The organism is Amycolatopsis sp. NPDC114503 (assembly GCF_055633655.1).
This window is the reverse complement of record NZ_JBVKDT010000003.1, coordinates 711575-732301: the sequence shown is the minus strand read 5'-3', so window position 1 is coordinate 732301 and position 20727 is coordinate 711575. Positions and strand designations below refer to the sequence as shown.

Below are 20727 nucleotides of genomic sequence, written 5' to 3'. Positions count from 1 at the left end.
ACCGGCATTCACAGAATGCCGCGACCGCAGCGCGCCGACAGGTCCTCCCGGACCCGAGACACCACGGCTTCCGCTTCCAGCGCACTGCCGTGCCCCCGCCGCTCCTCGGACCGATATGCACAGCCTTGCCCTGCCAAACGAAGAAAGCAGACCATGAGCAAACCCAAGAATCCTCATGCCGAAACCTATGCTCGTTTTCTCCAGCGGACAGCCGAACACCGACTGTCTGTCCTCCACGACGACGATGTATACCGCCACCTGCGGACTGCGCGGCCCGGCACGGACCGAGAGACCTGGGACCTTGTCACATGGCCGGGGGGCGTGGCCATCTCCGGCGGCCACACCGCCGCATACATGTTTACCTGCGCTGGCGACATGATCGAGGTGTTCGACCTGCCCGACAGCGAAAGGAATTGCTACTCCGATGGCGCGCCGCGCATAGACTTCCGTCGCTGGTCCGAAATGCTTTGCGAAGACCGATCGCCCGACGAGGTCAGGGAATACGACGACAGGGTGCTGAAGCAGCACGTCCGTGCTTTTCTCGACGACCACGAGAAGTTCTCGACAGCAGCTATCGCCCAGGTCCGGACCGCAGACCCCGCCGAGGCGGATCGTCGCGGCGCGACACGGGAGCGCACCATGGGCAGCATTGCTCACACTTACTATACCGACGAGTCCGCAGCTCGGGACTGGCTCCAGGATCAAGCGCAATGGGAAGTGTTCGGTCATCACCCGACTGATGCGTGGGATTTGTGTGCGTACCCCGACAGCTTCCTGCTGGCCTGCTACCGCATCGACCTGACCGTCCGGCTCTACCGCGAGGCCCAGGCGCGAGCGCAGGTCGGCAGGGTCGTGGAGTTCGCGGAGCAGCGCATCGCAACGGAGTTGCGAGCAATTCGCGATTGCCGGTATTCGGCCGACGAGGCCGCAACGGTGAAGGCCCGAATCGCCGACGCTCAGATCGGCATCGGCCTGCTCACTGTGGACCCGGTCGGCGCGGGTGGCTCGAAGGGCGGCGGCCCGGCTGGCGACAGCAAGGACGCCCCGAGGGCGATCGCGGGCACGGCGTCCCAGGTCGAACAAGCAGTCCGCATCATCTGATGAGTGGACCCAGCCGCTTGGCGTTCGCCTCTGCAGTGGCGAGAGCATCACCCGGAGACGGCACCTCGGCAGCATCCACCGTCGTAACAGCTGATGAGCGTTTCACGCGCGAGGCTGCCACGCTGCGGTGGGCCGCATGTCTAATACATCAATGACAAGCGATTCGATAAGCAATAGAGTTGAGTCATGAGTGACGAGCCCGACGACCCAGGCGGCCGTCTTCCGAAGTTCGCCGTCAACGTCCAGCCGACCGGCCAGATCAGGGCCGCCGACCTGACTGCGTTGCTGGAGCGCTTTCGCGGCGGCAATGCTGAGCCGCTGATCTTCGGCGACGGCAACAAACCGGAAGCTGTCGTGATCCCCTTCTCGGCTTTCCTGCGCTTGATGAAACACGACCAGGCCGATTTCGCCCTAGGCGAAGGCGCATTCCGGGACGAGGTGGCCCGCAGGGTTGCCGAGGCCGATGCGCACAACCCTGCGGGCGGCGTCGGCGCCGAGGTCACCGTCGACGAACTCGCCGAGTCCCTTGGCGAATTCGGCCGGCGGTGGGCTGAGGAACGCCGTGGCGCTCAGCCGGGCGAGGCGGGCCAAGATGGATGAACAACGTCGCATCCGCATGGTCGTGCTGCCAGGGTTCGAGGAAGACCTCCGCGCCCTCCACGCCGCGGCGAAGAAGGACCGGCACAGCCCGGAAAGCCAGCTTCTGCGCTTTGCTCTGAACAGGTTGGAGCGGATCGCTCAGGGCGAACGCGGCAGGCACCGGCTCGAATACATGTCGAGCTACCCGGATATTTCCGACTGCGAGACGAGCTATGTGCGGTCGGCAGCAGGCCATAATACGCACAGGCTCGTGTGGCGCGAGCTCGTGCCTGAAAACCCCGATCAGCCGGTCACTCGCGAGATCATCGCTCTGGGGGAGCGCGAGGCTGGACATGCCTACTATGTGGCAGGGCAGCGCCTGGGCCGCCCTGTGGGGCTCACCCTCGCCGAGTTGCGCACTCAGGCCGAACCGATCGCGAATCGGTCCTTGCCCCGGAAGCCGTCGATCGATACTGCGACACAGGCGATCGAGGAATCGGACGTCGAGTTCCGTTGAGCAGCTGCGTCGTCTGCGACCAGCCGCGTCCCGAATGCCGGAAGCCGAGGAGCCGCTGCCGTGTCTACCAGGTCTCGCAAGGCCGCCCTTCTGTGCGTGCTGGGCGGAGTCACGGCGACGGTCATCGGCTGGACGAGCGGTCTCTTCAGTGCGGTCGCGGGTGTCATGGGCTGCGCGCGGGACAAGGTTGTCGCCTGGCTCGATGCACCGCTGAGCTGGACTCATCTGCTCGGCGGAGCAGGGGGCATCCTTGTCCTCGTGCTGGTCGTCGTCGCGCTCGTCGACGATTGATCTGCCTTTCCTGCGACAGAACCGAACGAGGAGAACCCCGGTGATGCAGACGCATCGTCGGGGTTCTCTCTTTTTTTGTGTCTTTTCCTCGTCTGGGGACTGTTTTCCGTTGGCCGGTGTCGTCGTGCCGGCTCTGCAGGGCGGTACTCGGAGTGTTCGCTGCGCGGGATGCGGATGGCGCCGATGGCTTGTCTGTCGGCTACACCTCCAAGTCGGGCTCGATCGCTTCCCGGCGGTCCACGGTTTCGTAGCCCACCGTCTCGATGATCGATCGCGTTCGCGGATCACGGTGCCGGGTGACGATTTTGCCGTGCGACTCGTCGAATTGTTTCTGTGCTGCCACGCGATGCGCGGCGTCGAGCCGTGCGTGGACGTTCATGTCCGCGAACTCGAGCAGCGCGGTCACCGATGATTTGAGGCCTTGTCTGATCGCGTTGACCTTCGGCGTGTTGTGTGCTCGTTGCTGTTCCCATCTGGCGCGGTCTTCCGGGGTGACATAGCCGAACATCCGCGCGAAACGGGATCCGTACGTCGTCTGCTGTTCTCCGCTCTGTGGCTCGTCTTCCATGGTTCTGGTCCCGTCTTGTGTCTCGTGCCGGTCAGGTCGGTTGCCCTACACCGGCTGGTGGTCGTCGCTGCCGTGGTGCCTGGCTGGGTAGCCCCAGTCGAAGTCGCTCTCGTGCTGCGTCGTGTGGTCGGGGCCGGCGTAGTAGACCCTGGGTTTCGCCCGGTGCTCGCGGACGAACCAGGCCGGGTCGTCGACGGCAGCCTGGAGCGTGGCCTGCCAGTCGTGGCCGAAGTTGCGGACCAGGCTCTCCTGGACGCCGGGGTGTGCTTGCGCGACGTCCTCCATGGCGTCGCTGAAGGCGTTCGCGTAGACCTCTTGCTGTGTCTCCGGTTCGAGGCCGTCCACGGCCATGCTCGCGAGCATGGCTTCCGATTCGTCGAGTCGCTGCTGGAGGACGACGGGGAGTCCCCGCGTGTCCAGGCCCGTCCGTTTGGCAGCGAAGCCGACGAGGTAGCCCATGACGCTGTCGGCATAAGCCCATCGTCCGGTGCGCTGCAGCCCGTCGAGCATGGACTCCGCCATCGTCTCCGACAGCTGGGCCTGATGGGTGTGGGCGTCCATCGGACGACGAAGCGTGAACATGCCGTCCTCGGGGAGCCTGCGGCCGCACTGGTCGTCGAACTCTCCGGTCCAGACCTCCCGGGACCCGTCGCCGCCCGCGGTCCGCACAGGATGCGGGGGGCTCTTGACGATGCGTCCGTGTGCGAGGCCGTTGAACATCAGGCGCAGTTCCGGTTCTGCCGCCATCCGCTCGCCGATGATCATGCGCGCCCGGGTGACGACGTCCTGGCGATCGAGGCCGTCGTCGGCCATCTGGCCGCGGAGCCGTTGGCGCATTGCCCGGTAGCTGGCGTAGATCTCGTCGCTGTCGGCGTCGGGGGCACGCATCCGCCAGAAGGCGTTCTCCATGAGCGCGACCTCGGTCATCGCAGCCGATTCGGGGGTGAACATCTCGCGGTGGCCGCGTTCGCGGGCTTCCATCTCCTCCAGGCGGCGCCGCCACTTGCGCGACAGGTACGCGTCCCGGTCGGTCTTCCTGGCGTCCCGTCGTGCCGCGAATGTCTCGTCGCCGGCCAGTTCGGGGTTGCGTGCCAGCTGGTGTGCGGTGCGGGCGTCGACGAGGTCGTTGTGCCTGGCGGCCTGCAGTTGCGCGAACGAGCGCGCCGAGACCGTGCGGGCGTCGATGCGCTCGCGGATCTTGTCTTTGAGCGGCTGCAGGTAGCTGTCCATCTCTTTCCTGAATTCCGGGGCGAGCAGCCGCATCGCGACCATCATGCCGACGGCCTGGACGATCGATGCCGGGTTCACGCCGCGGCTCAGCGGCCTGAGGCAGCCCTGCATCATCATCTGCATGTAGACCTGGTGCATGACGGTGAACTGGCGGTCGCGCTCGTCGTCGTTGAAACCGGGCACCAGCAGGCGGGAGTCGCGCAGCGATTCCATGTACCGCTCGCCGGCGAGTTTGGTCTCCGCTCGCAGCCGCAGGAGCTGCTCGCCCTCGTCCAGGTTGTCGCGTTCGGATGCGGCACGATCCCGTTCGGCCCGGCGTCGGCGTTGCCGCTCGGCTGTCCATGCCGTGGTCTTCGCGCCGAAGAAGCCGCGGACGCTGTCGCGCAGACGCTCGCGCGAGCGCCCCGTGTCTCCCGGCTCCCACTCGTCGACGACCTCGGCGTCGACGATGTCCGGTTCGCTCGGGTCCTCCGGCCGGGCGCGGGGGTCGCGCGGCGTCTGACCGGACGGCGGTTCGTCGCCGGCCGAGCTCCGGTGGCCGCCGGTCGGGGGGACGGGCAAGGCTTTGGTCGCCCGGCGTCCGGTCTCCGGCCCGGGTTCCGGTTCCGTGTGCGATGCCATTTCAGAATCCCATCGCGTAGTCGTTGCCGGTCTGCTGCTCCTCGGTCCCGGGCACCGGCGTGCGGGCCGGTCGTCGCGGTCCCACGCCGACCGCGTGTGCGGAGCGCCGGTGCGTGCCCCGTGCCCGGGCGTCCGGGGCCGCGTCGGCGACGACGTCGTGTTTGACCACCGAGGGGTCCACCGCGGTCTCCTGCACCGGCGGGACGCGCCCGCGCTGGTGCAGGTTCTCCAGTGCGCGGGCGGTGCGGGCCAGGGCCGTGCGGGTTCCGGAGGGAGCGAAGTGCGCGTTCTTTTCGCCGTCGTAGACGCTCTCGCGATTTTTCGCGGCCTGCACGAGGGTGTCGAAATCGCCGCCGTAGGCCATCCGGTCCATCAGCGTGCCCGCGAGCGCGGGGTCTTCTTCGAGGTTGCGGATCAGCGTCGTTGCGGGGTCTTGCAGGACGTGTGCGACGCGGGCCACGTAGTCCGGGTTGACCGTGACCCCGAAGCCGTCCGCGGATTCGTAGAACTCGACGAACTGCGCCTGCCATTGCTCTGCGGTGGCCTGGACTGGTTCGCCGTCGGCGGTCTCGGCGCGCCACTGGCCCGGGCCGACGTGCTCGAGCTTGCGCCCGCGCCACAGGTCGCGTCCGGGGCCCTGCAGCATCCGGTACTTGTTCCGGGCCTCGGCGGCGTCGTGCTTGGCTTGCAGGATCGACTGCGTGACGGGGTAGGTGACCTCCAGCACCGCTTTGAGGTCGCCGTTGCGCAGCGCGCGCGCCGCTCTCTGGCTGAAGGCGCCGCCGAGGCCGGTGCCGTGGGCTTTGATCGCGGTGGCGAACATGGACGCTTCCTGGTCGGCCTGGGTGATGCCCGGGTTTCCTTGCTCGTCGCCGAGGTTGCGGGCGTAGTCGGCGAGTTTCTTCTCGCTGCCCTTGGCTCCGGTCTTTACGCACACCTCGCGCACGCTCCGCAGATGCGCGTCGCGGTCGGCGAAACACAGTGCCGACCCGAACTCGCTGCGTTGCGCCTGGCGGTAGAACTCGCTCAGCTGCCGGGTCGCCTCGTCTTGACGCGCACGCGTCGTCTCGGCTGGTTCCGAGTCCGCGCCCCAGGCGATGAGGTTCGTCTTGCCGCTGAGGCTGTCGAGTTCCCTGCGCAGCACGGGGTTTCTGGAGAGCGCGACCTGTGTGTCGAGGGAGACCTGGATCGCGAGCGGATGCGTGCCGCGGTCGCTGCGCACACCGGTGTCGAGCAGGTTCGCGGGAACCGAGAGGTTGCGCAGGGCCTCGGCTTTGGCGGCGTCGGTGTGCAGTTTGACCACGGCGACCGCGTCGCCGTCGAAATCGCCGTCGAAGGGTTTGTCCATGACCGGGTTGATCGCGGCGCCGGTGAGCCGGTCGTCGATCGCGACCCGCATGTACCGGACGCCGGCGTCGCGCAGGACCGGGTCCCGCCACACCAGGGCGAAGTCGTCTTCGTTCAGCCCGAGCTGCCGGGCCTTGACCGAGCTCAGCGCGATCTGGTCGATGTCGAGCCGCGGGTCGGCGGTCCAGACCATGGTCGCGGAGTCCGAGAGCCGCGAGGACATCAGACCCGTTTTGACGATGTTGTTCTTGCCGGTGAGCACCCGGTTGCGCACGTCTGTCGTGATCGCCTCGAAAGCGCGCTGTGCGCGCTGGACGGACTCGCGCATGCTCTGGCGCAGCCCGGCGTGCTGCTCGGCCGACAGGCCGTGGCCCTCCAGTTGCTCCGACATGTACCGGTAGCGGCATGCTTCGACGAAGACGTCGAGGTAGCTGCGGGTGTGGTCGTGGGTGACCGAGGTTCCGTCGTCGAATTCCTGTCCGCTGCGCAGGTGCGAGGAGAGCACCGGCAGCTTCCACGAGGCCGCGCTGACCGGCTCGGTCGGCTCGCCGGTCGGATAGGTCAGCGGGAAGGGGATCTCCAGATCGCCGCCGCGGTCGCCGATGAGCTCGCCGAAGGACCGCCGCATCGCAGTGGTGTTCAGACCGGGCAGGTCGCCGGGCTTGCGCGGCTGGGTCCGTAGCAGCGCGGGCATGGCGATGAGCCGCCGCTCGGGCCGGTCGTCGATGCCGTCGGCCAGCCCGACGACGCGCAGGGTGCCGTCGGCTTCCATGTCCAGGCCTGTTACGAGCAGGTATTCGCGCAGATCTGCTTCGGCTCCGCTGTTGTGGCCGTAGAACTCGTCCATGATCGACGGGCAGTCCTGCGCCTGCAGGGCCCAGGCCAGCTGCGACGACGCTTTGCGGCCGCGGCCGGAGCGGACCTGCTCGTCGTCGTAGATCTTCGTTTTCTCGTCCACCGCCATGTGCGTGACCGCGAAGCGCATCTTGCCGAGCGCGCTCGCGACCCGCTCGCCGTCGGGGGCGCGCAGGTCCTCGACCGGTCCGTTCATCAGTTCGCGGGCCGATCCGGCGTTGCGCCGGGAGATCAGCGAGAACGGGCTCATCACGACGTCGAGGACCGGGTTGGCCCGGAACCAGGCCGCTTCCTGTTCGATGCCCTGCGCGCGAGCCTCGCGGGGCGTCATGAACCGGTCGACGATCAGCGAGATGACGCCCTTGTTGCCGTGCAGGTCGGAGATTTTGTCGCCGACGACCAGATCCCGCAGGCGCCCGCCGGCGCCGCGGATGCGGTGGACCGCGGCGAACTCCGCGCTGACCACGATCGGATCGTCGGCGGTCCAGCCGCCGAACGTCATCAGCGCGGTGCCGGCGGGGCGGGTGACCTCCGCGGACTGCATGATCGTCGAGGCGGTCATCTGCTGGCGGTCGAACGGGTCGTAGCGCAGGGTGTCCAGTTCGGGTCGGCACATCAGCGGCGCCCGCGACCCGGTCAGGGTGGCAGGGTCGCCGGGACGGATCGAGCCGTCGGGCTCGATCCGGGCGTCCGCGGTCAGATAGCGGACGATGCCCTGATTGGTCGCCCCGCCGGTCATCACCGGGTCGAAGTAGCCCGCCGGCGCGGCGACCTTGTTCTGGTCCGTGCCCGTCAGCACTGCCATGTTCCGGCCGCCGGTCAGCCGCCAGGGGTCGAAGCGGTTGTCGTCGGCTGGATCGGCGCCGTCCTGCTCGGCCCGGTACTCGGCGTAGACGGTCGACCCCTGCTTGATCTCGTTCGAGTAGCGGACGCGCCTGGCTTCGGTCTGCAGGATCGAGGCCGTCCACTCGTCGAGGTGGGCGCGGATCTGTCCGGAGGACTCGTCCCTCTCGTAGGAGGTGGCCCGTTCGATGAAGTCGACCGGGTGCTTGGTGCCGTAGAGCTGCGCGTAGACGCCGTTGAGGGAGGCCGGCTGACCGGTCTGGCTGCGTCCCGAGACCAGGTCGCCCGCGATCTGGTACTGGATCCGCTCGTGCATGAGCTGTTCGTAGCCGCGCAGGATCGTGCGCTCCTCGACCGAGGCCGGTGCTGCTCCCGGCCTCGGCGCCGCGATCCGGGCCTCGTAGCCCGGGACGATGAGAGCGTTCTCGCCGCTGGCGAACTTCGTGACGATCTCGCCGTGCGGGCCCACGTCGAAGACCTGGCCTATTTCGCCGGACACGGGGACGGTCGTCCCGTCGCGGCGGATCTTCTCCGCGCTCCAGCGGATGACGCCCTGATCGTCGACGAGGATGTCGCCCGGCGTCGTCGCGTTGCGCTCCAGGCACTCGCGCACCGTGTCGCCGATGCGGCGCAGGAACGCCGATTCGTGCCCGGCGATCGGCTGCGCGCGGTCGGCCCGGAAGGACACGATCTGGTCTTTGAACCGCGTCGTTTGGAAGCTCGATCCCAGCATCTCGTCGGGAGGGACCGCGCAGCGGCGCAGCGCCGAGGCCAGGTTGTCGAGATTCGACCATCGGCCTGCCGGGCTGGTCATGTATTTCGCGACCCGGGCGGGGTCGAAGCGCTGGTTGACCCATTCGCCGTCGACGTCGTGCGGCTCGGGTTCCCAGGTCCCGACCAGCTCGAAGGGCACGTCGTCGGCGTGGGCACGGACCTTGTCGGCCGCTGAGCCGGTGTAGGCGAGATTGCCCAGGTCGGGCGTCTCGCCGGCCCGCAGTTCGCCGATCTCGTCCAGGCGAGCCCGGTGCATGTCCTCGGTCGCTCCCGGGCGCAACAGGTCGTCGCGCGATCCGATGAGCACTTCCCAGTACGCGCGCTGGATCGCCGAGACTTCCGGGTCCGCGGAGAACTCCGGGGGCGCCGGATCCTCCCCGACCGCGCCGGCGCGCTCCAGTTCGGCCTCCGCGCGGACGATGAGCGTCTCGACGTCGAGTGCCGCCCGCAGGTTCTCCCGCGCGCTCGCGACGGCCTCCCGGGCGTAGGCCTCGGCGGGTTCGGCGTCGACGAAAAAGGCCGGCAACCGGCGGTTCTTCGCGTCGCGGCGCAACAGCACTTTCGACCCGGGCCGCGCCCTGGACTCGCCGGGGGCCACGTAGTCGCCCACGACGAACATCGCTTCCCGTTCGACGTGATAGGCGTCGGGCACCGCATTGACCGTGCGCCCGCGTCCGTGCTCCGGGTCGGTGGCGCCGACCTCGCCGACAATGCGCCCGGGCAGATCCGAGCGCTCGACGCGCAGGCCGAGGGCGTGGCGCAGCAGACGGACGGCGTCCTCCGGGCCGGGGGAGGGGACCGCGACGCCGCCGGGTGCCCGGTGATTGGTCGAATAGCGCAGGACGGTGCCGTTGTCGTAGACCCGTGCCCCGGCGTATTCCTCCCGGCGCGTGTCGGTGAGCCGGATTTCGATGCCGGTCCCGAGTACTTTCGCTTTGGTCTGGCCCGGCTCGCGGTCGCGCACGACCTCGTACGGCACGCCCTGCGATTTGAGTTCCTCGAGCACCGCCGCGGCGCGGGCGACGGCGCGGGGGCTCATGAAGCGGTTGCGGTCGACGCGACCGGTCTGCGGATCGCGGCCGCCGTCGATGACCCATTCGCGAACCTGCTCGTACTCCCGCTGGCTCATCTTGTCCATGAGCGCCGTGAGTCCTGCGGCGTCCTCGTACGTCATCGCCCGGCCGGCGTCGAAGGGCGTTCCTTCTTTGTCGAAGCGGGAGAGCATCATGTTCCCGCGTCGGGGCTCGGCCAGGGTTTCGACCTCGCCGCCCGCCACCCGCATGATCGTCTCGTCGGGGATGTAGACGAGTTCGGTCCCGGCTCGCTTCACGGTGGCGCGTTCGGACCAGGCCGGGTCGTACGGGCTGACGGGCAGCCAGGCCGAGGCGGGAGCGGCGCGCGCCCCGACTCCGGTGACGGCGGTGAACTCGCGTTGCAGCCGCTGGTACCGCGGACCGTCCGAAGAGGCGTCGCCGAACACCGGGTCGCATCCGGCTATCCGCTCGGAGAAGGCCCGGTCGACGGCGCCGAGGAAGTCCGAGACGGACAGGTTGGGATGCGCCACGCTCCAGCGCCGCCCGTTCGGATCCGGTGGCTTCTCCGCGAGGATCTCGTCGACGCGGATCCGGATGGCTTTCGCCTGCGAGATCGGGACGACCTGTCCTGTCTGGCCCCGCACATGCTCGACTCCCCGGTAGAACACGTACTCGTAGAAACACCTGCGCAGTCCGTATGCCTTCTTCATGGCTTGCCAGTCTCCTGCGGAGTCACGGATGAATGCTTGTCTATTAATCATAGACCTGTGAATAGACAAGGTTCGATAAGCGATTCGCGGGACGAGCGGATCCGGGACTGCCCGGCGGACGGGTCCGGCGCGACGGCCGGGTCGGCTACTTCGCGTGCATCTCGATAGCCATCGCGCGGTCGAAAGCGCCGTCGGCGAGATCCTCCCAGTCCGGCAACGAGGCCAGGTACTGGTAGAAGGCGGCGTGCACCTTGACCGTCGCCAGGGAACGCAAGTCGTCCGCGGTGACGTCGTGCTCCGCGTAAACCCGCGACTCCTCGTCTGCGATCTTCCCGTTGATCCGGCGTGCGGCCTCGGCGTACCACGCCGAGCGCGCCTGGCTGATGTAGGTCTCCGTCCCGTCGGCGCTGCGCAGTTCGCCGTCTCCGCCGAGGGAGAAGTGCGCGGAGTCCCGTTCCAAGTCGGGTTGTGTCCTCTTGTAAGCCTCGCCGATCTCGAGGTCGAGGCTCTTGATCTTCGCCGAGCCGTTCGGATTGACCAGCATCTCTTTGCTGATCGTGCCTTCGGCGTAGGCCTTCCGCTGCCGTTCGCCGGCGGCCGCGGTGCGCTCGGCGACCTCCGTGGCCACCAGGACGTTGTCGACGAACTCGTCTTCGCCGAACATCATCGCGCCGTACTCCTCGGGGTCGACGAAGACCGGGGCACGGGGATCGAGGCCCGCCTCGGCTGCCGTCAGCATGTCGACGATCTCCATGACCTCGTCGGAGTAGACGTCCGGGTCGAGACGTTCGATCTCGACGTCCTCGTAGTCGTAGATCTCCTGGTACTGCTGCTTCGCGGCAGGGGCTTTGAGGGCCTGCCGCATCCGCTTGTCGAGCATTTTGACGAAGTCGGGCTGATTCATCCGGACGTCGAAATCGCTCGCCGAGGACAGCGTCGGGATCGTCTGCAGCGAATACTCGTGTCCCGGGTGGACGATCGTGTGCCGGAACAACCGCCACGACATCGGCAGGATCGTGTCGTTGCGGTTCCACACGGGCGCGTCTCCGGCGCGGAAGACGATCGAATTGCGCGGCGGCAGGAAGGCCATGTCGTTGTAGCTGATCAGCGGTTCCTCCCTGGTGGTCATCGTGTAGGCGACACGGCCCTCGGTCGTGCCGCCCACGACTTTGTCCAGGTCTTGGCTGATCTGCTTGGAGTCCACGTAGGACCGGTGGGTTTTGCCGGACATCTTCTCCAGGGTTTCGATCATCGCGTCGTCGGTGCTCTTGAGGAAAGTGATGTTCGAGGTATTGCCCTGCACGATTTTGTCGACGGACTCCCCGTAGAGGTCGATCAGCTGCTGAAGGGTCTGGAACACCATGGTGAATTGCTGGTCCTGGCCCAGGCCGATCGACAGCATCGTCGCGAAACCGGCGATGCCGTGTCCTTCGGACTGCAGGTTGTAGAGCTCGTCGAGCATGAACCTCGTCTTGTACAGCGGTTTCTGGTCCGATTTGGTCATGTACGACCGGTCGAAGTTCAAGTCGACCAGCTGCTTGAGCAGGATCAGGATGAGCTTGGCGTATTTCATCAGATGCGGGGGAGTCACCAGGAAGATCGCCTTCGGCGACTCCGAGTACCGCACCATCGTCTGCGTGATCGCCCGCGCCTCGCCCGAGACCTTCTCGGGGTGCCCGGCGCCGGAGAAGTCGAGCCGGGTGCGCGGATACGTGGTGTCCCCGAAGCGGAACGACAGGATCCTCCCGCTCGTGTCGCGGCCTTCCCTCACGGGCCGCAGCTCGCGCAGCACGCCGTTCTTGACGATCTTCCTGCCGGTGACCGGCTCGACGACGAAGTGCCGTCCGTTGAGCGAGAGCTGGTGGCTCTTCTTGAAATGGAAAAAGAACGTGCGCACCAGCATCTTCGTCTGCGGGTTCGCGAGTTCCAGCTTGATCCACGCCTCGTTGCCGGGAAAGATCCCTTTGAAGTAGTACCGTGCCCAGCCCTCGGTCGTGACGATGTCCGCGTGCTCGAACTCGGCGCCCAGGTGGTCGGCGTACATCGGGTCCGAGTACGCCGACCAGAGCGCTTGCAGGCCTTTGAGGTGGTCGCGTTTGACGTAGTCGGGCGCGAAGCGCACGCCGAACCGGCGAGGGAAGCTCACGCCGCCCAGGTCTGTGTTCTGCGAGGGTTTTCCTGACGTCAGGGTCGAGATCGTCGGGTCGGTGAAGAAGCTCATCGCGGTGATCGCGATGCCGTAGACCGAGGCGAGCATTTTCTCCGCGCCCGCCATGGCGCGCAGCGCGTTGTTGGCGTTGCCGATGAGTGTGCGCATGGTGTTCGTCGGCAGGGCCTCGGTGGCGTTGAAAAACAACGTCAGCATGTCCTGCTCCGCCTTGCCGTCCCACAGGAAGTCTTTCTCCGCCGCTTTCTCCTGCTCCGCGCGCAGCAGTTCCGGGTTGTCGTCGAATTCTCCGGCGTTGATCCGCTTCTCCAGCTCGACGGCCGGGTTCCTCAGCTTTTTCGCGGTCAGCTGCACGAACAGCTGGTAGCAGTTGTAGAGCGTGACGCGGCCCCACATGTCGTCGAGTTTCTTCTCCAGCGTCTCCGGGTCCGCGCCGGCGGCGGCGGCTGCTTCGCGCAGTTCGCGTTCCTCCTCGAGATAGAAGTCGATGAGGCCGTAGGCGGTGCGTTTGAACGCGTTGTTGGCCGCGTTGGGCCAGACTGGGTCTTCGCTACCGTCCAGCGGGAAGAAGACCTCGGCGATGTTCTCCACGTAGAGGGCGCATTTGGTGCTGTCGCCCTCGCGGGCCGCCTCGGCGGCCATGACCAGAGGGTTGAAGATGTCGGTCTTCATCGCGTTGATGAGGTTCATCTGCACCGGCTCGAAACCGCGCACGACCAACGGGACGTAGTTCTTCACCAGCAATTCGCCTTTGGGGTCGTTGACCACCATGTTCGAGCGGTTCTTCTCGCGGCTCCACATGTCGAGCACCGGTTCGATGTAGGTCTGCCCTTTGCCGCCGCGGGTGATGGCGAGCACCATGGTGTTCACCGGTGCGGTGTCGACGAGGTACGCCCCGGCCGGGCGCTGCGCCTCGTATCCCGGGAACGTCCAGTCGGCGTTGATGAGGTCGGCGACGGTCCGGTAGGAAGCGAGCTTGTCGCGGTTCGTGCCGTCGGGGTCGTACGGGATCCTCGTCGTGTCGTACTTGCGGCGCAGGTTCTTGTCCCTGGGCACGCCCGATTTCTCGAAGAGGTCGTCGCCGAGCTTCTCGTCGATGATCGGTTTCGGGACGGTGATCGGGTTGCCGTCGGCGTCTTCCATGATCTCGCCGGCGTAGTAGAGAACGGTTCCGTCCTCGTCGAGGATGTCCGTCTCGGCGCGCCGGGCGACGTCGACGGTCTTGAGCCCCTTTTTGACCAGCATCATGTGGCTGATCATGGAGTTCGCCTCGACGGCGGAGTGCGCGCCCGCGTCGGGGAACCAGTCGAACCGCCGCTGGATTTCCTGGGGGAGCGCGATGTGCTGGTCGTTCTGGTACTGGTTGATGTCGGCGGTCGTGTTCATCAGGTTCGCCGCGGCGACACGTCGCGAGGCCCAGGTGCCGGTGACGGTCGCAACAAGCAGCCCCGAGCCGAGTGCGGTGAGGAGCTTGACCGGCGAGATCGCCGTGAGTTGCCCGCCGACGCCGGTCGTGCTCGCGCCGGTGCGCGCGCCGCTCTGGTTGCGTGCGGCATTGGCCGGAGTCCACCAGCTCGGTACCGGGACCTGGCCGGGGTCGCGGTAGCAGGGCGACCCGATGTGCGGACGGCCCGTCGCGTCCAGCGGGCGGTAGCAGGTCACCGCTGCGCCGCCCCGGCCGGCGGTGGTGTCCTCGACGTAGTACGGCCCCGCGCCGCCGCGTCCCCCGTGCGGGTTCGCGTCGGCGGCCGCGCCGATCGATAACACGGCCGCGGCGATCGCGGAGTAGAGGAGCCAGGCCCCGATCGCGACGAGTGCTCCTGCTGCCGTCGCGGCCGTCGTGCCCAGTGCCTTCGAGCGCCTTGGTCGGAGTTTGCCCCGGTCGAGTTGCTGGTCCTCGTGGACGTCTCTGTTCGTCAGGGTCTCGGTTGCCGGACGGGCCGAGATCTTGTCCCAGCTGCTGGCCCGAGGCCGGGACGCCTTGCGCTTGTCGGATGTCACTTTCGGTCCTTCTTCCTGACGAGCTCCCGTCTTCCCGGCGAGGTCTCGCGGGGGCGTTGCGCGGTCATCCGCTTGCGATGAAGCCGCCGATGAAGCCCGCCACGCAGAACAGCAGCGACAGCGCGATCATCAGGACGACGAGAATCCGATGGGACCGCCACTGGATCTCCGACGTGCGCGCCAGCTCGGTGGCATGTGCCGACCAGCTGGTCTTCAACTGGTCCACGTATGCGCTCCAGCGGCGATCCGCGGAGCTCTCGACGGTGTCGAGCTGGTGCATGAGTTCGGCTGTGCGCGCGATGTAGGACTTGGTCCGCTCCTGTTCGCGACCGAGGCTGTGCTGCCACTCCGCGTCGCGGATCTGCAGCTGCGCCACGGCGTCCCTGCGATGGCGCTCGAGAGTTTCCTGGAGCCTGCTGATCTGCGCGGTGTGCTCGACGCGCATGGTGTGGACCAGTTGCCGGTGCTCCTTGTGCGCCGACTCGACCTCGTCGGCGGTTCGCTGGTGCGCGGCCAGCGTCTCGGCCTGAGCGATGTCGGCTTTGCGGTTGTCGTCGACGATCCGCTGGATCTCGGTGTTCCAGGCGGCGAGGCGCTCGCCCTCGATCGCCAGGTAATCCGATTGGCGTTCGGCGAGCAGTTCGAAGATCTTCGTGGTGCCGACCTGCATTCTCAGCGCCGCGTCCGCTCGGCGCACGCGCAGAATCTCTTGCTGGTCGTGCACGTGCGCGCTGTCGAGGGCCCGTTCGATCTCGGCGGCCGCGTCGGCTTGCTCCCGTTCCATCCGCGGACGGTGGCGTTCGGTGTACTGGATCTCGGCAGCGAGAGCCGCTTGGTCGGCGAGCTTCTTCGCCTGGTCCGCGTGGGCCTGCGCGATCCGGGCCTGGGCCTGCTGGACCTGCACCGCTTTGTCCGACTGCCGGTCGGCGTGCGCCTGCTCGGCGCTGTCCTTGAGCGCTTTGTACCGGGAACCGGCGCGGTCGGTGGCGACGTCGCGGATCACCTGCTCCACGTGTACGGACATCAGGGTGACGTAGAGGGCTCGCAGTTCGTCCTGGTGCGCACGGTGCAGCTGGGCGATGTCGGCGTTCGCCTGGCGGGTGAGCTGGGCGACCTGGTCGCCCAGCCATTCGGTCGCGTCGTGGGGGAGGCCGATCTGCACGGCCGGCGCGGCGGCTGCGAACGTCGCGTCGAACTCGTCCAGGCGCACGACGAGGTCGAGGTCTTCGGAGAGGAATCGGCGAGCGATGACCTCTCGGGCCTGGTCCTGGTCGGACGGCAGCGCTGCCTCGTCGTCGACGCCTGGCCTGCGGGGGTCGGCGTCCTCGGCCTGGCCGTCGGCTTCGTCGTATTCTTCGAAGCCTCCTGTCGCTGCGAACACGGACTCGTCGGGGTCGATCACGACCCCGTCCGGGCCGGTGTCGTGATCGTGCTCGATGTCGGCGGGGTCCTCGTCGAAGACGGGCTCGCCCTCCGGGAGCGGGTCGAAGATCTCGTCGTGGTCCGTGCCGCCGGGACCGGGAGCGTCGTCGCCGTCCTCGGATTCCGTGCGGGACGGGGTTTTCTCGGAGGTCGCGTCGTCGGGCGCTGTGGCGGCGGTCGTCCCGCTGTGCTCGCGCCACACGTCCTCGCCGACAGCTTCCTCCAGGGTGTTTCCGCCGGAGTACACAGCTTTGGCGGCCGCGAAGGTCGTCTGGTCGGCGAGGTCGATCACGAGGCCGCCGTCCTCTCGCCATACGACGGCCCAGCAGTAGCGCGCGCGGGTGAGGAGTTCGATTTCCTCCATCCGTTCCAGCGTGTCCCCGGTGGGGATGATTCCGAAGATCTCACTGGCCAGCATGTCTGCTGTGGCCACGGTTTTGATCTGGTCGGAGGCGATGAGTTCGATGAGCAAGCCTTTCGCCTCGTCGCGACGGTGGCGTTTGCTCAGGCCCCCGAGATCGTCCGCGGAGACCGCGAGGATGACCCACGCGGTGCCGCTCGGGAAGGCGAACGGGGCATTCGACCGCAGCAGCTCCAGACACGCGGGCACCGCGGTCTCCCGGATCACGGAGGACAGCAGCATGTCCGGCTTCTTCTTGCGGCCCTGCTGCTGGCTTCCGGCGGCTGCGCCCAGAACGCCCATCGGTCTTGATCCCTCCAGCGGAGAGCTGCGGTCCACTCGGTCTTCTTGTGATTCTATCGTTGCCGTGCAAGGAATCCAATGAATATGTACTCGAATAGATAATAGACAAGGCTATGGGCAAGGCTGTGGAGAACACTGCGGTCGGCCGGCTGAGGGATCGTGGTCAGCGCAGGGCGCTGACCACGACGCGCGCCCCGGACGCGAGCCGGGTTTTGTCGTTGCTGGCCATCTCGCCGACGACGTCGACCCTGATTCGCCGTTCGGCGGGGTGCTCGTTGATGAAGGTCGCCACCGCGGTCGTGACCTCGTCCGTCGTCTTGGCCACGGCGGCGCGCGCGCCGCCGGCGTCGGAGTCGGTGTCGCCTCTGTCGTCGATCAGGTACTGGAGGATCTTCTTGTCGACGGCGACCCGCACGTCGTGCTTGGCCAGCGCGTCCCGGACCATCGCGCCCAGTTTGTCCTGCACGATCTTCCGCTGCGTCTCCAGGGACAACGGCTGGAAGGGCACGACGGCGTCGATGCGGCCCAGCAGTTCCGGCGGGAACCGGTCGTCCCCGACTGTCGTGGAGAGCGAGCGCAGGATGAGTTTCTGCCACTCGCGCAGTTTCCGGCCCGATCCCGTGTCGTCCTCGGCGTAACTCGCGACCGTCCGGTAGATCTCTGATCCGGCGTTCGTCGTGAGCACGATGTAGGTGTTGAGAAAGCTCACCACCCGGTTGTTGTCATCGGTCAGGCGACCGTCGTCGAGGACTTGCAGGAGCACCCGAGTGACCATCGCGGAAGCCTTCTCGGCTTCGTCGAACAGCAGCACGGCGTGGGGGAGGTCCCAGACTCTCTTCGTCAGTTCCGAGCGGAAGCCCGCCAGGGACGAATCGGCGGCGTACTCGGTCATGTCGAACCTGATGAGATGGCGCTGGTCGTCGCCGAAGAGCAGCCGGGCGAGCTGTTTGGTCAGTTCCGTGTTGTGCGTGACCACGAACTCGCCTGCTTGGTAGAGGCGTTCCTCGTCCGCGACGTAGATGCACGAGGCCGCTTGCTGTTCCGGCAGCTTCTCGATCGACAGGATGCCGACGGTGTCGAACTTCTTCACCCGGGTGCGCCCCGAGGTCGCGCGGGCCGCGGCTTGGGCGATCGCCCGTTTGCGCGGGAGCGAGAAGAACGCGGCTTTGTCCTCGTTGCCGATCTTCACGTGCACGTGGTGCTCGGTCTGCGTGCGGCCGTCGTTTCGCGTGCGGGTCCGGGAACTGAGCGAGTTCGAGACGCCGAGGGAGAACAGCACCTCCCGCAGATCCTGCGCGAGCGCTTGGGAAAAGGTCGAGTAGGAGACGTTGTACCGGCCCGACGAGGCGTCGACCGTGCCGTCGGTGTCGAAGAGCCCGCGCACCAGTTCCCATCGCTGCCGCACGGAACCGTGCCGGTAGGCCGGCGGGATCCGGCGTTGCGGCGAGTACGCCCCGACCATCTCCGGAACCGAGGCCAGCACGGTCTTGGTCTGGAACAGCGTGTCGCGCTTCTCCGTCGTGCCGCCGCCGACCGGGAACTGCCAGCTGCAGCTGTGGGCGGACTTCTGTTTCGGAGCCGAGCCCAGCCACTCGCCGACCGTCCGCACGGTGTGGTCCGCGTCGTCGTCGCCCGACGAGAGCGTCAGTTGCGAGAGAGTGAGGCACCCGTTGCCGATGAGCACGCCCAGGACGTACGGATCGACCTCGAGGTCCTGTTCGGGCCACTGCACGGGTTCGTTCGCCGGGACGAAGAATTTGACGTGCCGGCGGGGGTCTCCCGGGCGGGTCCGCGCGACGCCGCGTTCGAACATCTCCTCGGTGCGGAGCACTGTCGGCGTGACATCGCGTCCGCGGTGTTTGTTCGCTCGCTGCTTGTCCGTGTAGACGGTCCACAGGTGAGGGCCTCCGACGTCGAGCGTGCGGCCGTCCCAGAGCGTGACGCGGTAGAGGTCCATCGGCGCGTTCGGGAACACCCCGAGAACCTCGGTCGGCGTTCCCCGGCGGGAGAAGACCCGGTCGCCGGGGACAAGGTCCCCGTGGCGCTTCCAGGCCACCGAGGCGTCCTCGGTGAAGACCGGGACGGGAGTCGCATCGGCGACCAGTTTCCCGACGCCGGTGCTGCCGGTGAACAAGAACGAGGCCTCGGGGCGCGTCTTGTCGTTCAGGTCGGCCACCGACAGCTGCAGCCGGTTCGCGACCGCGCGGGTGGCGAGGTCCTGGCTGATCACCTTCGAGTCCAGCTGCTGTTTGATCTTCGCCCCGTCGACCCGGATCGCGACGTTGACGCCCGCCGACTCCTGCAGCACGTCGGTGAGCATGTCCCGGTCGAGCGCGGCCCCGGTATGGCGGTGCCAGCCGATCATCGAGTCCAGTACGAGAATGGACTTGCGCGGCTGCTCCGACGCGGGGATGTAACGCTGGGTGTACTCGTAGATGAGACCGAAGAGCCGGTCGTCGCGGAAGTGGTGCGCGACGCCGTGCTGCTCTGCCATGCCCCGCAGGATCTTGACGGTCGTGGCTTGGTCCGGAGGCGCGAGGTTGATGCGCTGGAGGCGTTCGACCAGCGCTTGATTCGGCGCGATGTGCTGGTGGAACTCGTCGTACGTCGTCGCTGCGACGATCCTGATTCCGCGCGGTCCGGACGCCGCGAGCACCGGTTTGATCGACTCGACCGCGGCGGCGGAGAGCTGGACGATCTGGTGGAACTCGTCGATGAAGAGCACCAGTTCGCGCCCTTCGCGTGCGACGAACCGCTCGGCCTCGTCGAAGAAGCCTTTGAGCATCGCGGCCATGTTCTGCGCGCTGCCTGCCTCGGAGATCATGCGCGCGGGATCCGCTTCGAGATACACGCGGTCCGGGTCGGCGCGCATCGTCGCCTGTACCAAGGAAGTCTTGCCCACGCCCGCCTCTGCGAGCAGCAGAGCGTTGCACAGCTCGGGCCGGCGCATCGAGGCCAGCAGTTGCGCCTTCTCGCGTTCGCGGCCGACGATGTCGCGCTCGGGCGTCCTCAACGGGCTCGACAGCGCGCCCAGCAGCCCGTAGCGCTGCGTCGTCTCGTCGTCGTGGGGCATGATCCGGAAGACCTTTCGCGAAGCGGTTCGGCCCTCGCCGGGCCGTGGGCGGGACTGGCCGGGCTTGCGCTGTTCCGGGCCGGGGTGCTCCCGCGACACGGTGCGGCTTGACCGGGCGCCCGTCGCGCCGTGAAGGGCCGGGTTTCCCGCTGGACGCCGGTTGCGCAACGGAGGCGCCGGCTCGTGCGCGAGCAGGCCCCCGGATGCCTGTCTGGGGGCCTGCTCGCGGAATTCGTGACGCGCGGGTCTCAGCCGAGTGCGGGTTCGTCCGCCTCGGCTGCCTTTTCGGGAGCCAAAGCTCCGCTCAGCGGCCCGTCGGGCGCGTACAGGTCGCTGACTGCGCGCGTCATCTTCGCGTCGAGGGCGGCGCGCATCGAGTCGTACTGGTTGTCGAGCGTGTGGGCGTCGACCTGGAAATCGGAAGCCTGCAGCGATTTGGTGTTGACCACCAGGCCCGGACCGCGCGAGGCCGGCATGACGTTGCCCTTGAAGCCGTAGAGGGTGCCGACTCGGATGTCGTTGTGCAGGATCGGGGTCTTGTTCTGGCCCGCGGTTTCGACGATCCGGTCGATCTGGCTCATGGAGTAGGGCAGCTTGTCGTTGAACAGGAGTCCGCCGTCTTGCTTTCTTGCCTTCTCGGTGTGGAGATGCAGGTTGGTCTGGCCCGCGCCCCGCGGGTCCCGCGCGTCGACTTGGAGGTCGGCGTACTGGCTTTTGCCGTCCTTGGTCTTGCTGTTGTCATAAATTTTGGCGACGAGGTTGACTCCGGTCATCGCGCCAGGGCCCTTGAGGTCGGCCATGTCCCTGTCCTTTCGTGTTCCGGCTGCACTCCGCAGACCGGCCGTGATCGGCCGCACCGTCCGGGCGAGGCGGCGGCGCTTGTCGGATGAT

Annotated in this window: 11 protein-coding genes; 4 read left to right on the top strand and 7 right to left on the bottom strand. The window is 67.3% G+C overall.

The features are described 5' to 3' along the window. Nucleotides 1–153 precede the first annotated feature (153 nt). From ACZ7OI_RS15910 to ACZ7OI_RS15895, 4 genes are all read left to right on the top strand, one after another. The gene (locus ACZ7OI_RS15910) at nt 154–1101 is read left to right on the top strand and encodes a hypothetical protein (RefSeq protein WP_470264924.1); all 948 of its coding nucleotides are present in this window, start codon (nt 154–156) and stop codon (nt 1099–1101) included. A gap of 186 nt (nt 1102–1287) precedes the next feature. Further along, a complete protein-coding gene (locus tag ACZ7OI_RS15905) occupies nt 1288–1701 on the top strand; it encodes a hypothetical protein (RefSeq protein WP_470264923.1) in 414 nt (137 codons plus the stop codon). Beyond that, complete coding sequence (locus ACZ7OI_RS15900) at nt 1694–2197, top strand: hypothetical protein (protein ID WP_470264922.1); 504 nt, start codon at nt 1694–1696, stop codon at nt 2195–2197. Before ACZ7OI_RS15905 ends, ACZ7OI_RS15900 begins: the two co-directional genes overlap by 8 nt. 60 nt (nt 2198–2257) lie before the next feature. Continuing rightward, entirely contained in the window at nt 2258–2488 is a 231-nt protein-coding gene (locus tag ACZ7OI_RS15895; RefSeq protein WP_470264921.1) for a hypothetical protein, read from the top strand. A gap of 199 nt (nt 2489–2687) precedes the next feature. On the opposite strand, the gene ACZ7OI_RS15890 is transcribed toward ACZ7OI_RS15895, so the two are convergent. The 7 genes from ACZ7OI_RS15890 to ACZ7OI_RS15860 form a co-directional block, all read right to left on the bottom strand. Continuing rightward, nucleotides 2688–3056, bottom strand: coding sequence for a hypothetical protein (locus ACZ7OI_RS15890; protein ID WP_470264920.1), 369 nt, complete (start codon nt 3054–3056; stop codon nt 2688–2690). A 45-nt stretch (nt 3057–3101) separates the two neighbouring features. Continuing rightward, entirely contained in the window at nt 3102–4907 is a 1806-nt protein-coding gene (locus tag ACZ7OI_RS15885; RefSeq protein ID WP_470264919.1) for a hypothetical protein, read from the bottom strand. Between the two features lies 1 nt (nt 4908). Then, the gene (locus ACZ7OI_RS15880; protein ID WP_470264918.1) at nt 4909–10539 is read right to left on the bottom strand and encodes a hypothetical protein; all 5631 of its coding nucleotides are present in this window, start codon (nt 10537–10539) and stop codon (nt 4909–4911) included. Between the two features lie 76 nt (nt 10540–10615). Beyond that, nucleotides 10616–14638, bottom strand: a complete 4023-nt coding sequence (locus tag ACZ7OI_RS15875; RefSeq protein WP_470264917.1) for a type IV secretory system conjugative DNA transfer family protein — start codon at nt 14636–14638, stop codon at nt 10616–10618. A gap of 64 nt (nt 14639–14702) precedes the next feature. Then, nucleotides 14703–16763, bottom strand: a complete 2061-nt coding sequence (locus tag ACZ7OI_RS15870) for a hypothetical protein (RefSeq protein ID WP_470264916.1) — start codon at nt 16761–16763, stop codon at nt 14703–14705. A 163-nt stretch (nt 16764–16926) separates the two neighbouring features. Further along, a complete protein-coding gene (locus ACZ7OI_RS15865; protein WP_470264915.1) occupies nt 16927–19836 on the bottom strand; it encodes an AAA family ATPase in 2910 nt (969 codons plus the stop codon). 248 nt (nt 19837–20084) lie between these two features. Continuing rightward, on the bottom strand, nt 20085–20636 hold the full coding sequence (locus ACZ7OI_RS15860; protein ID WP_470264914.1) for a hypothetical protein: 552 nt from the start codon (nt 20634–20636) through the stop codon (nt 20085–20087). Nucleotides 20637–20727: the final 91 nt, after the last annotated feature.

Coding starts and splice junctions, on each gene's coding strand:
- ACZ7OI_RS15890 (WP_470264920.1), bottom strand. CDS start 3,056: ATGGAAGACGAGCCACAGAGCGGAGAACAGCAGACGACGTACGGATCC.
- ACZ7OI_RS15870 (WP_470264916.1), bottom strand. CDS start 16,763: ATGGGCGTTCTGGGCGCAGCCGCCGGAAGCCAGCAGCAGGGCCGCAAG.
- ACZ7OI_RS15905 (WP_470264923.1), top strand. CDS start 1,288: ATGAGTGACGAGCCCGACGACCCAGGCGGCCGTCTTCCGAAGTTCGCC.
- ACZ7OI_RS15860 (WP_470264914.1), bottom strand. CDS start 20,636: ATGGCCGACCTCAAGGGCCCTGGCGCGATGACCGGAGTCAACCTCGTC.
- ACZ7OI_RS15910 (WP_470264924.1), top strand. CDS start 154: ATGAGCAAACCCAAGAATCCTCATGCCGAAACCTATGCTCGTTTTCTC.
- ACZ7OI_RS15865 (WP_470264915.1), bottom strand. CDS start 19,836: ATGCCCCACGACGACGAGACGACGCAGCGCTACGGGCTGCTGGGCGCG.
- ACZ7OI_RS15885 (WP_470264919.1), bottom strand. CDS start 4,907: ATGGCATCGCACACGGAACCGGAACCCGGGCCGGAGACCGGACGCCGG.
- ACZ7OI_RS15900 (WP_470264922.1), top strand. CDS start 1,694: ATGGATGAACAACGTCGCATCCGCATGGTCGTGCTGCCAGGGTTCGAG.